The sequence below is a fragment of the Citrobacter sp. U14242 genome (assembly GCF_046555775.1).
Lineage (GTDB): Bacteria > Pseudomonadota > Gammaproteobacteria > Enterobacterales > Enterobacteriaceae > Citrobacter.
In genome coordinates, this window is the sequence record NZ_JBKGLW010000018.1 from 61,545 (window position 1) to 78,201 (window position 16,657).

Annotated in this window: 7 protein-coding genes; 5 read left to right on the plus strand and 2 right to left on the minus strand. The window is 50.0% G+C overall.

What is annotated here, in order from left to right; translation table 11 throughout:
• Positions 1-60: 60 nt before the first annotated feature.
• Entirely contained in the window at positions 61-8,199 is an 8,139-nt protein-coding gene (locus tag ACLJXE_RS22855) for a retention module-containing protein (RefSeq protein WP_410752117.1), read from the minus strand.
• 332 nt (positions 8,200-8,531) lie between these two features.
• On the opposite strand from ACLJXE_RS22855, the gene ACLJXE_RS22860 reads away from it, so the two are divergent.
• The 3 genes from ACLJXE_RS22860 (at position 8,532) to ACLJXE_RS22870 (ending at position 13,637) form a co-directional block, all read left to right on the plus strand.
• Positions 8,532-9,875 (plus strand): TolC family outer membrane protein, encoded by a 1,344-nt coding sequence (locus ACLJXE_RS22860; RefSeq protein ID WP_410752118.1) that lies wholly within the window; start codon positions 8,532-8,534, stop codon positions 9,873-9,875.
• A gap of 197 nt (positions 9,876-10,072) precedes the next feature.
• Positions 10,073-12,277, plus strand: coding sequence for a type I secretion system permease/ATPase (locus tag ACLJXE_RS22865; protein ID WP_410752119.1), 2,205 nt, complete (start codon positions 10,073-10,075; stop codon positions 12,275-12,277).
• The gene (locus ACLJXE_RS22870; RefSeq protein ID WP_410752120.1) at positions 12,264-13,637 is read left to right on the plus strand and encodes an HlyD family type I secretion periplasmic adaptor subunit; all 1,374 of its coding nucleotides are present in this window, start codon (positions 12,264-12,266) and stop codon (positions 13,635-13,637) included. The genes ACLJXE_RS22865 and ACLJXE_RS22870 overlap by 14 nt, the downstream gene beginning before the upstream one ends.
• A gap of 42 nt (positions 13,638-13,679) precedes the next feature.
• Here ACLJXE_RS22870 and ACLJXE_RS22875 read toward each other — a convergent pair whose 3' ends face one another.
• A complete protein-coding gene (locus tag ACLJXE_RS22875) occupies positions 13,680-14,285 on the minus strand; it encodes a helix-turn-helix domain-containing protein (RefSeq protein WP_410752121.1) in 606 nt (201 codons plus the stop codon).
• A gap of 435 nt (positions 14,286-14,720) precedes the next feature.
• On the opposite strand from ACLJXE_RS22875, the gene ACLJXE_RS22880 reads away from it, so the two are divergent.
• Positions 14,721-15,524 carry a winged helix-turn-helix domain-containing protein gene (locus ACLJXE_RS22880; protein ID WP_410752122.1) on the plus strand — a complete coding sequence of 268 codons (804 nt, stop codon included), beginning with the start codon at positions 14,721-14,723 and terminating at the stop codon, positions 15,522-15,524.
• Positions 15,524-16,042 (plus strand): hypothetical protein, encoded by a 519-nt coding sequence (locus tag ACLJXE_RS22885; RefSeq protein WP_410752123.1) that lies wholly within the window; start codon positions 15,524-15,526, stop codon positions 16,040-16,042. Before ACLJXE_RS22880 ends, ACLJXE_RS22885 begins: the two co-directional genes overlap by 1 nt.
• The last annotated feature ends 615 nt before the right edge of the window (positions 16,043-16,657 follow it).

Genomic DNA, 16,657 nt, shown 5'->3' on the forward strand with positions numbered 1-16,657 from the left:
GTTGTAGCCTTACATATTGCGTGATGCACTGCCCCGTCGACACAGGGCAGTGAGCATCCGTTAGTGAGTGTGATTTTGGTCAGGTTTAGCGATCAGGTGATCCAGTGAGTACATCGTGGAATGTAAATCACCACCAGGGTGGACCGACAGCGCGGTATCAATCCCATGCGCGACCTTCGCCGGGCTGGCAATCAGATGATGATCGTCGCCGCTTTGAATGTATTTCGCGATATCCACACCTTCATGCAGTTCACGCGCCAAATCGCTGAGATCGACTTTATCGAGAGCGCTCTTCGCTTTGTCGGTAACATCCTGCGGCGCATTCGTCCCATGTACCTTCGTAGAAGAGGCGTAGGAGAGTGACAGCGCACTATCGTCAAACAAATCGTGCAAGGTATGCTGAACCGCCGCATGATGCCCCTTATCCACCGCTTGACCTTTGATCGGCGTTGGATCGTCCATGATGACATTCAGCGTTTGCGCATAGTGTGCGGTATTACCGTGGTTATCGTTCGCCTCAACCAGCACGTTCACGCGGTTATGCCCGGGACGGAATGACGACGTATCCACCTCAAAGTCATAACGCAGTTCGCTATTAACCTGATGCAGCGTTGTATCATACAGATGACCGTTAACCAGCGCGTTGATGTGCTCGCCGTCATGCACATCGCCCGTTACGCTACCCGTGATGTGGGTGGTCGCGGCCTGCGCTTCTGCGCGAGAAATGTGATTATCCCCGGTGACCTTATCGACAATCAGTGTGGCATCCGCATGATCGTCAATGGAATAGGAGTGGGTGGCGTTCGATTTATACGGGTTCAGTGCCAAATCATGACCTTTAACCTCAACATCAAAGGTTGTGTTGGCTTTCAGGACATCAGTATCAACCTTAATTTGATAGATCCGCTCGCCGGTACCTGATACGCCGACTGTCCCCGTGTAGTCATGTCCGCCAATGCTCAATTTTACCGTATCCCCGAGATTAGCATCACCACCCACATGCCCGGTAATCATGATTGTCGGATCTAAAAGTTCCTTGCTGTTGATAACGTTGTCTGCTGTAACGTTATCAACGTCGATAGTGCCCGCAGCCGTCCTGTCGATAGTGAGCGTTTTGCTGGTCTCAATTCTTCCGACGTTACCGGCATCATCATGTGCCATAACATGCGCCGTGATGTGTTGGTCATGCAGCAGGTCAGCCGTGCTGGCTTCAACACTGAACACTTTGTAACCGCCACTGTTTTTCACGTCAGCCACCAGATCCTTACCGTTAACCGTGACGGTGACTTGATCGCCGACGTCTACATCCCCCGTGACATGACCGCTGATGATGGTTTTTGCCTGCTTCGTTTCATCATCGTTGAGTACGTCGTCCGTCGTCACGTCATCCAGCAAAAGTGTGGCATGCCATTGTGTGTCGATGGTAACCGTTTTATCGTTCACCGCGAGCATTGGGTTCAGCGCGGCATCGTGCCCCTGCACGCTGACATGAATTGTCGGATCGTTCTGCAGCCCGAGCGCACTCACCAGCGCTTTGTAACCCAACTGGCCGTTCATATGCGGCAGTTCAATCACCCGCGTTTCAACCTTCACGCCATCCACGGTAAGAAAAACGGTATCACCGGGATGCACATCCCCATCGACCCGGCCACTGACCTCAACGGTTCCGGCTGCTACCTCATCAGCATTGATAATATCGTCGCCGCCGACGGTATTGATGGTCACACTGCCCGTGCTCGTCGTATCAATTGAATAATTCTGCGTGACGCTGGCGGGCTGCACGTTTCCATGATTATCGTAACCCGTGACGGTCGCGACGATGGCATGGTCGGCTAGCAGATCTTTCGTATAGATATCAACGGAGTAATGATGTTGCTTATCGACAGTAGCCGCATAATCGTTACCGTTAACCGTCAGGGTCACTTTATCACCCGGATGCACATCTCCGGATACAGAACCGGTTACGGCGATCTTAGGTTGCAGCGATTCCCGGGCATTCAGCACGTTGTCCGCGGTAATGCTATCGATAGTGACTCCGGCATCGGCATTCAGATCGACCACGACATGACTTTTCGCGGTATCTTGCCCCAGGTTTCCATGATCGTCCGTCGTCGTTACCGTCGCCTCGATATCCGGGTTATTGTGCAGACCATTGACGCTGACCTCTTTCGACCAGACCCATTGACCGTGATCCTGATGGACAACAGCGGTCAACGTATTGCCGTTCACCTGCAGATTCACCACGCTCCCGTCATGGATACCTTCCCCACTGACTGTACCGCTAACGGTTACTTTTCCCGCCAGGGCTTCTTTGCCATTAATCACATCATCCCTGGCAATCTTATCCATCGTGATCTTCAGCGGATTTTCCGTGTCTACAGCGATCTCTTTATGCGCCGAGTCTGTTGCTATTCCCGCCGCATTTTTCACTGTAATAGCAACATCAAACGATGGATGCGCCTGAAGTTCAGTGGTTGGGACATCCACTTCATAGACCCGTTGTCCCGGCATCGTCGGGATAGCCTTGACGTACCCTTTGTATGGAACATTGTTAATAGTAACAATAACGTCGTCTCCAATATGGGCATCGCCAGTAACCAGACCACGAATCGATGTCGTCGATTTCAACGCTTCGTCATGATTGAGAATGTCATCGCCTGCCACCTTATCAACAGTAAGGTGCACGGTGGGCTGATGAGGTTGTGTTGTTCCTGGCCCGGTAGTCGGCGTGGTGACCTGTGGCGGCGGGATAAATCCGTAAGGCGTATTGCCGATCACTGGCGTATGGTGCAGCCAGGGCAGATCAATCACTTTATGTTCTGTCGCCGTTGCTGTATTGCCATGATTGTCGTGGGTGGTGATCGCGACGGTAATATTGCCATCATCGTCAAAACTGTCTGAGCCGATATTTGCCTGATAGCCGAGCTTACCATCCGGTAAATAAATCACATCGGTGGTAATAGACGTCCCATGTCCCACAGTAATAGTTACATGATCGCCGCGAACGGCATCAGGATCGACGTGCCCGGTTACAGTGATGTAGTCCGGCCTGCTACCAGGTCCCAGATCGTTTGCAACGGTCATCCCCGGTGGTATTGCGCTGGAAACCGCATCAATAGTAATCCCGGCGTCTGCCGTGGTATCGATGACCACAGGTCGATCATCTGTCGCGCGAACGATGTTGCCCGCGTCGTCTTTGGCCGTGACTTCAGCATGAATATTCGGGTCCATAAGCAGATCTAAGGTCGAAACCTTGGTACTGAGTACATGCTGACCGTTTTGATTTTCCACCCGTGCAAAATAGGTCTGATCGTTGATGGTCAGCTCAACCATATCCCCAATTTTGACATCTCCGCCCACCGTCCCTGTGACGGTAGTTTCTGGATTCAGGGCTTCATCGTGGTTGATCACCGCATCGCCATCACTGGTAACGATTGGGTCGATATGCACCGTTGCGTCAATTTGATCGTCAATGACTACGGTACTACGTGCATCCGCCGTGGCATTATTCCCTGCCGCATCGGTAGTGGTGATGGCCGCGGTAATGTGCGGATCGTTTTGCAGCCACTGGGTATCGACATTAATGGAGTAACCCAGGGTGCCCAGATTTGGCAGGTTCTTCACCGTGGCATCAACCCTGTGGCCACCAATGTTCAGATGCACAATATCACCATCCTGCGCATCGCCGCCCACGGTGCCACTGATGATTGTCGTCGCTTTTCCCAATTCATCTTTATTCAACACATCATCGCCGGTAACCGGATCGATGGTGATTGCCGCCAGCGCTTTGTCATCCAGACTAACATCATGGTGCGCCACAATATGGGCATGGTTCTTCGCCGCATCCGTCACGTCCATTGAGACTTCAATATGCGGGCTGGCAACCAGATCGGACGTTGCGACCGAAATGTGGAAGCCCATTTGAGCGCCGCCGCGATCTTCCACCACGCCGGAGTAGGTGTGGCCGTTAATCTTCATCGTGAACGGATCGCCAGGATGGATTTCACCGCTAACCGTCCCGCTCACAAGGGTATACCCGTGCATCTGTTCACCCAGGTTGAGCGTATTGTCTGACGTCACCGAATCAATGGTGATCTCCGCATTAATGCGGGTATCGATAATTACCGTGGTTTCCGCATCGGCCCTGGCCGGGTTGCCAGCTCCATCGGTAGTGCTCACCGTCGCGGTTAAATGCGGATCGGAGATCAGATCAGCGGTACTGACTTTAATGCTATAACCGAGCTGACCATTGCCGATATCCGTCACTTTCCCCGTCAGCACATGGCCATTCACCGTGAGAGACACAACGTTATTGACATGTACATCACCGCCAACTCTGCCGGTCACATACGTATATGGCTGGAGAGATTCATCGCCGTTGACCATATTGTCACCGGCGACGGGATCAATCGTCAGTATGGCTTTCGCATGCAAATCAACGACCAGGTCGTGCGTTATCTCAGCTTTCTGCAAATTGTGGACCTGATCCTCGCCGACTACACGGGCGACGATATGGGGATCTTTGACCAGATCGCGGCTCAGTACATCCAGCTTATAACCCAGCACGCCATTGTACTCTGCCAGTTTTTCAACGGTTGTTTCGTAAGTATGACCATTGACGATAACCTGAACTTTAGCGCCTGCATGCACATCGCCGGACACCGTTCCCATCACCTCAGTGAGGTGCTGCCCGGCTTCGGCACCGTTCAGCTTGTCATCACCCGCGACGGTATCGACTGTAATACCGGCATCAGCATGATTATCAATATGAACATGATGGGTAGCCGAGGTGATCACTTCATTTAGCACCGCATCATGCGAAATCACCGTGACCTTCACGGACACATTTTTATCCTGGTTCCCCTGGTTATCGCTGAACGCCGTCGAATCAACCGGGATTTGATAGCCTAACTTACCGCCTCCAATATCAATCACTTTGCCGGTAAAGGTGTAATTGCGTATTTCAACACGAACCTCATCACCAACCTGTGCATCACCGCCCACCGTGCCGCGGACCAGCCGCATTGGCATATCCAGCTCCTGGTGGTTAAGAATGTTATCGTCAGTCACGTTATCAATGTTTACGGAGCTGTGCGCCTGGGTATCCAGCGTCACCGTGCGGTGCGTGATCGCAACCGCCTCATTACCTAACGCATCATGACTCACCAGTTTCACCATCACATCGTTGCTGCCTTCCTTTAGCGTACCGGTCGGAACAGCGACTTCGTAACACAGTTTGCCGTTGATATTGACCACGGTTCCACTGAAGTCCTTCCCCTGTACGTAGACAGTTACGATGTCGCCGACTTTCGCATCCAGACCATGAGCAATACCGCTGATGAAGGTAGGCATCCGGTTTTCAATGGCGTTGACCACGTCATCGTTAGCAACTCCCCCTGTCGTCACCCCGTTTTTGGCATAGTTATCAATATGGACTGTATGACTCTCGCTGGTGATAGCCAGGTTACCCGCCGCATCATGGGATGTGACCATGACACTCACGTTCACATCCGCCAGCACGTGGGCGTTGTTGTCGGCAAAGGATGAAGAGTCAACCGGGATACTGTAGCCCAGCTTGCCATGTCCCAGATCGATAACCAGCCCACTGTAGCGATGACCATTGACCACCAGCTGTATCGGATCGCCGATCTTCGCATCCTCACCCCTGACCATGCCCGTTATGTTCTGTGTGGTCGCTTCCAGTTCATGGTGAGTGAGAGTATTGTCTGCCGTGACGCTATCCAGTGAAATGTCGTTATGCGCATGGGTATCGAGGATAATTGTACTGTGTGCCTGAGTGGTCACTTCGTTGCCTGACTTGTCGTGGCTGATAAGTTTCGCCACCACGTCATTTTTACCTTCCTGCAGTACCCCTGTCGGCACCAGTACGTCGTAATGCAACTGGCCGTGCACATCGACCACTTTACCGGCAAAGTGTTGACCCGCTACGCTGATGGTCACCGCATCGCCCACTTTCGCATCGCCGCCAGCAACAATACTGATAAGCGTCGGCATGCGGTTTTCAATCGCGTTGGCCACATTGTCCGTGGCCACGTTCTCAATGGTCAGTGTGTTTTCCGCGTAGTTATCGATATGAACTTTATGGACATCAGTGGCGATAGACAGGTTGCCCGCATCATCATGGGACGTGACCCTCGCCGTCACATTCACATCGGTCAGCACATGGCCGCTGTTATCGGCAAACGCCGACGAATCGACCTCAATGCTGTAGCCCAGCTTACCGTTGCCGAGGTCAATCACCTGTCCGCTGTACTGATGACCGTTAATCGCCAGTAACACCGGATCGTTTATCTTCGCATCCTCACCATCAACGATACCGGTAATAATCTGTTTTCTTGCCGAGAGTTCGTTAAAGTTCAGGGTGTTATCGGCAGTTACATCGTCAATGGTGATCAGGTTTTCGGCGTAGTTGTCGATATGCACGCTATGGGTGCTGGTAGCAATCGCCAGGTTACCAACGTTGTCATGAGAAGTGACGGTGGTAATCACATTCACTTCTTTCAACTCGTTGCTGCTATTGTTAGCAAAGTCAGACGAGTCCACCGCAATACGATAACCCAGGCGACCATTACCCAGCTCGATAACCTGCCCACTGTACTGATGGTGGTTAATCACCAGTTGTACCGGGTCGCCTACTCTGGCGTCTGCGCCGCTGACAGTCCCGGAAATCACCTGGTTGCGCATGTACAGTTCTGCACGATTCAAGGTGTTATCGTCGGTCACATCGTTAATAGTCAGGGTGTTCTGTGCCTGAGTATCCAGCACCACAGTTTTGTGCGTAATGGCAATCGCTTCGTTACCGACAGCATCATGGCTGACCAGCGTCACTTGCACATCATTTGCCCCTTCTTTCAGCGTTGAGGAAGGCACCACAATTTCATAACGCAGTTGACCATGGTCGTCGAACACCGTGCCATGGAATGTTTTGCCCTGAAGAGTCAAGGTGACCGGATCGCCCACGTTGGCATCACCGCTGGCTACGCCAGAAATGATCGTCGGTATGCGAGATTCATTAGCGTTGACGACATCATCATTTGCCACCGTCCCGATGGTCACCGCATTCTGTGCATACAAATCGTTATCGACATAATGATCGGTCGAAACGGTGGTACTGTTGCCGGCATCATCGGTAGAGGTTAGGGAGGCATGAATCGTCGGGTCATTCAGCAGCCCCTGGGTCAGGACCGGGATGTTGTAAGTCAAAATGCCCGTTCCCGGATCGTCGACCGTGCCGGTATACGTTATACCATCGACAACCAACGTCACGACATCACCCGGCTTTGCATCTCCCCCGACATTCCCGTGAATCACGGTTTGCGACAGAAGAGACTCCTGGTGGTTAATCAGGTTATCTGGTGTAACGCTATCGACCGTAATATCGATACGTGGACCGGTAATATCAATCAACGCATTGTCGAAAGTTTGTGCGGTTCGCCCCGAGACATCGGTCGCTATTGCCACCACGGTGACATTTCCCGGCACCAGTCCACCCAGATCGGTATCAATATTCCAGTGACCATTATTCACCGGGACATCGACTGTAAATGTGTTTTTTTGGCTATCGGTGAAGGTGAGCGTGACGTGATTTTGGTTACTGGTGCCGCTTAAATGGGTCCGGTGGATTTCAGCATTATTAATGTAGCCGTCGTTGCCCGCAAACCCGGTAATTTGCACTTCGGGTGGGAACACACTGGCTGTACCGGTGTCCATTCCCCCTACCGGCAGGTTGATATCCCAGGTCGGGCTCCCCAGCCCTTGCGTGTCAAAACCGGCTGTCGGATCAACGACTTGTCCGGTTAAGGCCAGCTGGACCAGCGAGTGGCCCCCCCCACCGCCCTCCAACTGCACCGGCGTTTCATTGCCCGCAGCGGTCGCATCCAGTGTCTGCGTCGGGTCGGCCCCATCAGCAATCGCTTTTTGTACGGCGGCAATATCCTGAGCATCACGTTCCGGAGTCGGGTTGGTCTGTAGCCCATGATCGCCCCAGTGGCTGTTGCGACCAATATCCAGCGTTTTTCCGTCCGGTAAAGAGAGACTTACCGCGCCGTTGGCACCGGTCACAATGTCCTCACCGCTATAGACTCTGTCGCCTTCATGAACAAGTCGCTGTGCACCACTTGCGTCAACAACATAGACCTGTCCAATTATTGCTTTGATCACACCGAGTAATTTGCTCACCGTAACCTCACTTAAATACCATCATTATTTTTATAAACTCTTTAATAAATTAACGAACAAATATCACATTCATTTAATGTAAACATTAATATCCCAATGTAGAAAAAAACACATTTTATAAAGTGCAATTACATGAGACTTGACTGGCCAATGAATATAATAAAAAATAACTAAAAATAAAACACGATGTGACCAAACATGTCGTTGAATAGCTGTCCGCTGTAAGCAATTTCGATAATTCACAGTTGTTAATTAATATAACGTGTTTGTAAAAATGGATGATAGCAACGACAACGGGAAGTCATAACCGTGATATATAAGGCATTCATGTCATGAAGAAGTTTTTTGTTTTTCTGCTTTCATGGTTTTCAATAAATTCAGTTAATGCAGAAGATTTACATAATACCGTTAAAGAAGCATTAGCTAATCACCCTGAAGTCAATGCGGCGATAAATAGCCGTTATTCTTCCGAACAAGAACTTCGTGCGGCAAAAGGTGGGTATTTACCATCGCTAAATTTAAATGCTGAAGCCGGACGCAAAAATATTGATGATGCAACGACTCGTGCCGCAGGCAGCACCAACGGTTTGACGCAGTCCCCCAACGAGGCGACGCTGAGCCTTGAGCAAAATGTGTTTAATGGTTTTGCCACCTCCAGCGAAGTCGCCCGACAAAAAGCGACCGTGGACTCACGCGCCTGGAGCGTTATGAATACCAGCGAAAGTACTGCATATACGGTGATTCAGGCCTATTTTGACGTGTTGCAGCGCGAGGAGTTTGTCCGTCTGGCTGAAGATGATTTGGCTAACCATGAACGCATCTATGACCAGATAAAACTGCGTACCGATCAGGGCGTTGGCCGTTCAGGAGACTTCATGCAGGCCGAAGCGCGTCTGGCGCAGGCGCGTAACAACTTACTGACCGAGCAAACCAACCTCGAAGACGCAAAAACCACCTTTATCAGCGTTACCGGCATGGAACCGCAAGGACTCAGTCAGCCAGCGAGTATCGATGCTGAACTGCCAACCTCGCTTGCGGACGCCAAAAGTCGAATGGAGAAGAATAGCCCATTACTGAAGTCTGCCAATGCGGATATTGAGGCCGCACATCAACAGTATGAAGCCTCAAAATCAACCTTCTACCCACGCGTTGACGTTGAGCTTTCCCGTGGGATCAGCAATAACACCGACACCACTCGCGCACATACCGAAGAGTGGGAAGCGATGGTCAAACTGCATTACAACCTGTACCAGGGGGGTAGCGACAAAGCCGCAATGGACTCCCGCGCTTATCTGCATAAGCAGGCTCAGGATGTGCGTAATAACACGCTGCGCCAGATGAATCAGGAACTGCGTCTGGCGTGGACAGCATTACAAAACGCACGCGCTCAGCTTCCTTCAGCCGAAGAATATGCCGACCGTAGCGTAAAAGTACGTACCGCCTATCAGGATCAATTCAGTCTGGGCGAACGTACGCTACTGGATTTACTTGATAGCGAAAATGAAGTTTTCTCCTCAAAACGCCGCCTTGTCGAATTACGCTATCTGGCAGTAACCAGCGGTTATCGTATTAGCGAACGTACAGGTGAATTAATGGGTATTCTAAAAATTGCACCACCACCATCAGGTCAACCGGTAGATTCTGCAGAAGAAAATAACCTGCCTGAACTTCATTAATCATTATTTATACCTTAAATAATCCGGTTTGCAGAAAGACGGCAAGAGTGTGTCCCCAGCCACTGACTAAAGTAAGTGACTGGAGTGAACGAATGCGGCAGCGCATATGCAACTGAAAGTATGGCAGGTATATTCAAATAAATCCCTGACCTGCACGCTGATTATTAGCTTGCTATTATTTAAACGTGCAGGTCAGAATGGTTACGAAAATGAGTGCACAAGCTGAATTATTAAATGAAGTCCCAGAGAATTCTGACAGTAGTAATTCTCAATATCACGATCCCCGTAGCCATCATGACGACCCGTTATTAGATAGCCTACTTATTTTGTGTTCTCTGCACGGCAAACCCGCCAGTCGTTCAACGTTAAGCAGCGGTCTGCCATTAGAAAACGATCAACTCACGCTGAATATATTTCCTCGCGCAGCGGCAAGAGCCGGTTTAAAAGCGCGGGTGGTGACGCGAGCGCTTGATAAAATTCCGCAGATGTCTCTGCCTGCCGTGCTGTTACTGCGCTCTGGAGGAACAGGCGTATTGCTGGCATGGAATGAAGATGGCAGCGCTCGTTTTATGCCCAGCGAAAGCGAAGGTGGTGAAATCCGTGTCGATTTAGCCACGCTTGAACAGAGCTATGCCGGAAAAGTTATTTTTGCCCATCCGCGCCATGAGTTCGATTTGCAGGCAGAAGCCTTTTTGCCGCGCACCAGGTCCTGGTTTAAAGACACGCTGAAGCTGTCACGTTTTCTGTATATGGATGCCGTGCTGGCCAGCCTGCTGATCAACCTGATCGCACTCGGCACACCGCTCTTTACCATGAACGTCTACGACCGCGTGGTGCCGAATCAGGCGACGGTGACGCTGTGGGTACTGGCTGTGGGCATTTGCCTTGCCTTTGTTTTTGATCTGATTTTGAAAATGCTACGCGGTATCTGTCTTGATATTGCGGGCAAAAAAAGCGATCTCATTATCTCCTCGACCCTGTTTGAGCGCATTATCGGCATGGAGATGAAAGAGCGTCCACAGCGCGTGGGTAGCTTTGCGCAAAATATTCATGAGTTTCAGTCACTGCGTGATTTCCTCTCATCGCTGACCCTGACGACGATTATCGACCTGCCCTTCACCCTGCTGCTGCTGATCGTTATAGGCATTATTGGCGGCTCTCTGGCCTGGATCCCGCTCCTGACGCTACCGATTGCCCTGCTGTGCAGTTGGGCACTGCAAAAACCGGTCAATGCGGCGGTGGCTAAAACCATGAGTCTCGCCAGCGAGCGTCAGGCACTGTTAATTGAAACGCTCAGCAGCCTGGATGCCATTAAAGTGAATAATGCCCAAAGCGAGCGTCAGTTCCAGTGGGAACAAACGCTGGGTAGCCTGAGCCGTCTGGAACTACGGGTGAAAACCTTGTCCAGTCTGGCCAGCAATCTCACCGGCTGGTTCCAGCAGATTTCGGGCGTGGTGATGATCATTGCTGGTGTGTATATGATTATCGGCGGCAGGCTGAGTATGGGTGGCCTGATCGCCTGCTACATGCTTAATGGCCGCGCATTAATGCCACTGGGCCAATTAACCGGTCTTATTGCCCGTTACCAGCAGGCAAAAATCACCATCAAGAATACCGATAAGATGATGTCACTGACGCAGGAGCGCCGCGCGGATGAAAACCCGCTCAAGCGCGAACAGTTGCAGGGCAGCATTGAATTCCGCGACGTGGATTTTAGCTATCCGGAACAAAAAAACCTGTCACTGCACAAAATTAATCTCACCATTCAGCCCGGCGAACGCATCGGCATCATTGGCCGTAGCGGCTCAGGTAAAAGCTCGCTCAGTAAGTTGATCGTCAATCTGTACCAGCCCAGCGCCGGTAACATTTTGATCGACGGTATCGATTCCCGCCAGTTGGATGTCAACGATCTCCGCCACAGCATCGGCTACGTCCCGCAGGACATCCAGTTGTTCAACGGCACACTGCGCGACAACCTGCTGTGCGGTGCACGCTATGTCGATGACGAAAGCATGTTACGCGCGGCGGAGCTGGCGGGTGTCAACGATTTCGCTCGCCTGCATCCTGACGGCTACAACCTGCAGGTTGGCGAGCGCGGTTCTCAGCTTTCAGGCGGACAACGGCAGGCAGTGGCACTCGCGCGTGCGCTGCTGCTGGATCCGCCTCTACTGCTACTGGATGAACCCACCAGCTCGATGGATAACACCAGCGAAGAGAAGATCAAACACGCGCTGGTCCCCTGCATCGCAGGTAAAACGCTATTACTGGTCACCCACCGCGCCTCCATGTTGTCGCTGGTTGACCGCCTGATTATTGTTGATAAAGGACGCATCATCGCAGATGGCCCGAAAGCGGTGGTGATGGATGCGTTGAAAAAGGGGCAGATTAATGCGTCTCGCTGATTTCCTGGCGCGTGCTCGCCGCTTCATGCAGCACTATTTTCACGGCCGTGATGAAAATCAAACCGACAGTATCAATGAAGTGAGTCACGCCATTATCGATGATGCTCCACGGGTCATTCGCCTGACGCTGTGGGTGATCCTTGCGCTGGTGGTCCTGTCCTTGGTATGGGCAGGTTTTGCGAAGATTGATGAAGTGACACGCGGTGAAGGCAAAGCGATCCCCTCGTCAAAACTGCAAAAAATACAGAACCTGGAAGGCGGGATTGTTACCGAGCTGTACGTCCACGAAGGGCAAATCGTCAACGCCGGCGCCCCATTACTGCACCTTGACGACACACGTTTTGCTTCAAACGTCGGCGAAACGGAAGCGGATAAACTCGGCCTGCGCGCAAAAGTAGAACGCCTGACCGCAGAAGTTGAAAACCGTGACTTTGTTATCTCAGAAGAGATTGCCAGCAAAGCCCCGGATGTCGCCCGTGGTGAAACCGAACTGTATAACAGCCGCCGGGCGCAATTTCACAATGAAATTTCGGCGCTTGAAGAGCAACTGGTGCAGAAAAAACAAGAATTGCGCGATTATGAATCAAAAGAAGATCAGTTCAGGCACAGCCTGGGATTAATACGCCAGGAAATCAAAATGTCAGAACCGTTACTTGCCTCAGGTGCCATTTCAAAAGTCGAACTGCTGCGTTTGCATCGTACTGAGGTGGAAACCGCCGGACAGCTCAATTCCGTCAGCCTGTCGTTGCCTAAAGCCGCCTCAGAAATTAAAGAGATTGAGAACAAAATCGGTGAAAGCCGTGGCCGCTTCCAGAGTGATGCACTGGCTCAACTGAACGAAGCCCGCACCAACCTGAGCAAAGCCCAGGCCAGCGTCAAAGCGCTGGAAGACAGGGTGAATCGTACCATGGTTACTTCACCGGTGCGCGGTATCGTCCAGCAGGTGATGGTCAATACTATCGGCGGCGTCATTCAGCCGGGCAGCGATCTGGTGGAAATCGTGCCGCTGGATGACAAGCTGTTAATTGAGGCAAAAATACAGCCGCGCGATATCGCCTTCCTGCATCCAGGTCAGCACGCGATGGTGAAATTTACCGCTTACGATTACACCATCTATGGCGGGCTGCGCGGAGAAGTGGTGCAGATAAGTCCAGACACCATTACCGACAAGCAGGGACGAAGTTTCTATATTGTTCGTCTGCAAACTGACAAAAACACCCTGGGTACAAAAGAGCATCCGATGCTGATCATTCCGGGTATGGTGGCAAGCGTCGATATCCTCACTGGTAAGAAAACCATTCTTAGCTATCTGCTGAAACCGATCATTCGTGCGCGCGCGGAGGCGCTCAGAGAACGTTAATCACTTGCGCGCCCCTTGCGTTCAATCAGGGGGCGCATATGTTTATGCCGCGGTATAAGCAGACAGTTTACCCCGATTGAGCGTAATTTTTCCGTCATTCACCAGCTCCTGTAATACCTTATGAATAGCGCTGCGCGAGATATGATTGCGGGTCAAAATAAAGGTATATACGGATGTTTTCTCACGTACCGCGGGCTCCATCGCCCAAATATATTTGACGTGTTCAATAATCAGCTCACGAATGGTTCTGTGCGACTGCAATGCTTCACGCTGGAAATAGCGCTGCAGATGATGCGCCAGGATATCAAACGCCTGCTTCCAGAGATTTTTAGCGGTAAATAAATGATCGGCATTCTGTACGCTCATGGCCCACATTTCACAATCGGTGTCACAGCGTAAATAGTGCCCAGTGACCTCCGTACGCATTTGTGGAAGTCCAAGGATCGCCGGTGCAGAAATGCTTACCGTCACTAAATCATTTTCGATTCGATATACAGAGACCGTCCCTTTCTCCAGAAACAAGATATTTCCATCGACTTTCAGGTCTATGCGCTGACGTTTTTTACGTAAGGACAGCCAGGCGTTATCCGATTTCTTTATTTCATCACCAATCAGCACTACAGATTTGTCTATTTCGTTCTGGAACATGGGACTCTCAAAATCAAATGATTGCTTCATCAAAATAATGGTGGAATTGACTTAACGGACAAAATAAATGTCAGCTTTAATACAAGCTGACATTTATTCCCATCGACCTCTACCACCAGCATTCCCTGGTGCTTTTGACGCGCTAACGGCACTGACTTTGTTCTCGCGTGGTGGTGTCGAGCAGTATATTGCGCTGTCCAGAAAGAATTAATGCTTATCACCTTTGTCATCACAATTTCGTCTTTTTGCTCTTTGTATAATAGCCCAAAAGACACAACCCATTGATTTGCACGTTCTTTATTTTCATTAAAAAGTTACTATTGTTGTTATATTATGCTATCAAATTGAAACACTGCGCGGTTCTGGCGTCTTTTTTGGACAAAGTGTTATCATAACCAACTGACCACAGGGTGTATCATCAAGAGCTGAGGCATTATGTCCGAGACTGGCAATGTCAGTTATCTAATTGAAAATAAAATAATCTTCACGCCAGGTACACAGTGTCTGACGCGAGTAGACCATCCCGGGCAGCAGATAAAACTTAAACACTCGGCATCACTATGTCTTTTATTACTTATTCAACATCGCGGAAAGGTAGTCTCACAGAACGAATTGCTGGAGTTTGGCTGGGGTAGTCATCATCGCCAGGTCAGCTTCAATGCCTTTTATCAGAGCATCCTGTCATTACGCAAAAGCCTGCTGCAACTGGAGCTGGAGCAGACGTTCATCACAACGATACCTCGCAAGGGACTGATTATTAATGAAGAGTTTGAAATCCTTGAGATTGCGACACCGGAGAGTATCCCTTTAGCCATTGACATACCGGTAGCACCTGAGTCTGGCTTAACATCAGAAGCGGGTATAGAGGCGTTGTTGGTGGAGACACCACATAAACTACGGATAACCACCATTGAAACGATAATGATGGTGCTGACACTAATAATCTGCGTTCTGATCGTATTCCCGTGGAAAAGCAGTGATGATTATTTTTCCGGTTATATTGCCGCACCACAAGTATCAACTGACTGTCAGTATTATTTTAATAACGATGCCAGCAATTTCTCCCGGCATACTGCGTTTATCGACAAAAATCCTGCGTTATGCCAGGCCAATAAATTTATCTATATCACGACCTATCCGGAATCAAAAAAATTGTCGGTGCTGTTGTGCCGCTCGCCAATGAAAGGCGAACAAGAAAACGCATGTCAGTCTGTCTATTACCCACGGTATGATAGCTAATGAATTTACCTCCTCGCACTCCCCGCTTCCGTATCCAGACGGGTATTATTCTGATGCTTTGCCTTTGCGTAATTGCGATTGCCAGCATCTGGCGGCTCGGCAATAATCATAATCACCTGCATAATCTTTCCTGTCGGGCAGCCATTGATATCGTGCGTAATACCGCCTCGTTTAAGGGGATCATTGATATCAAAAGCGGTGATACTAAAGGCATTGTGAATATTGACGGCATTATTAGTGATGCCACTAATAATGAACAGACTGTACAACGCATGGTGCTCTTTACGCACTCCAGTTACGGCACCAGCCCGGTATGGGTCTCACAGGAAATTCATGTATCGAACCGCGAAACGGCTTCCGCCAGTTTAATCCAGCAGATCCTGCCCGATTTCTTCCTCACCAACACCAGCGTCTCTAATGTCGATCTTTTCGCACTGAACAGAGATACCTATCTGATTACCAAAGAAGGGATCCCCTACCTGTACTGCCAGAATTATGCGCTGCCAGAAAATGAGTAATCGCCAGACATTCTGGCGGTACAACCGACGGATGAATCTCAGTGGTTGTCGGTGATAAGATACAGCATTCAGTCTGAGCCAACGCTCGCCGTTACTGCCTTTTAGGCGGCTTTCGAATGACAAATTTGTGGGTTTGTGTGAGTTTTCAGGGACTCACATGAGACTTCCCCAGTACCCAAAAAGATTAAAAAAGAGCAAAGGCGATATGAAAGAGTCACTTGATACGGACTTCTCCAACCATACACCCATGATGCATTAGTATTTCATCATTGATTAATATAGCTTTTTTATTGGATAAGAGCAAAAACCACGTTTTTACTTACACTTTTGTAAGCTCATGATATGTAGATATTAATCTTCTCATGCCATTTGATTTAATTCATCCAACGAATATTTAATGAATATATACTCACCCTCGTAAATATATCTATTAATACATGACAAATCAGAATATTATGTTGGGATAAAGGTTGTGTAAATAGACCCGTTTTAGTTCCATGCATTTTTTGAGATCCCAGCCAAATTGACCCTGGCCCAAAATCAGTGCAGTGCTAAATCAGAGATCTTCGCCTTTCCGGAGACTTCGGATGAATTCAGCCGGAGTCATGTCATTTA

What these genes read in the sequence shown, in the direction of transcription:
- ACLJXE_RS22860 (WP_410752118.1), top strand. Translation starts at nt 8,532, where the DNA reads ATGAAGAAGTTTTTTGTTTTTCTGCTTTCATGGTTTTCAATAAATTCA.
- ACLJXE_RS22865 (WP_410752119.1), top strand. Translation starts at nt 10,073, where the DNA reads ATGGTTACGAAAATGAGTGCACAAGCTGAATTATTAAATGAAGTCCCA.
- ACLJXE_RS22870 (WP_410752120.1), top strand. Translation starts at nt 12,264, where the DNA reads ATGCGTCTCGCTGATTTCCTGGCGCGTGCTCGCCGCTTCATGCAGCAC.
- ACLJXE_RS22875 (WP_410752121.1), bottom strand. Translation starts at nt 14,285, where the DNA reads ATGTTCCAGAACGAAATAGACAAATCTGTAGTGCTGATTGGTGATGAA.
- ACLJXE_RS22880 (WP_410752122.1), top strand. Translation starts at nt 14,721, where the DNA reads ATGTCCGAGACTGGCAATGTCAGTTATCTAATTGAAAATAAAATAATC.
- ACLJXE_RS22885 (WP_410752123.1), top strand. Translation starts at nt 15,524, where the DNA reads ATGAATTTACCTCCTCGCACTCCCCGCTTCCGTATCCAGACGGGTATT.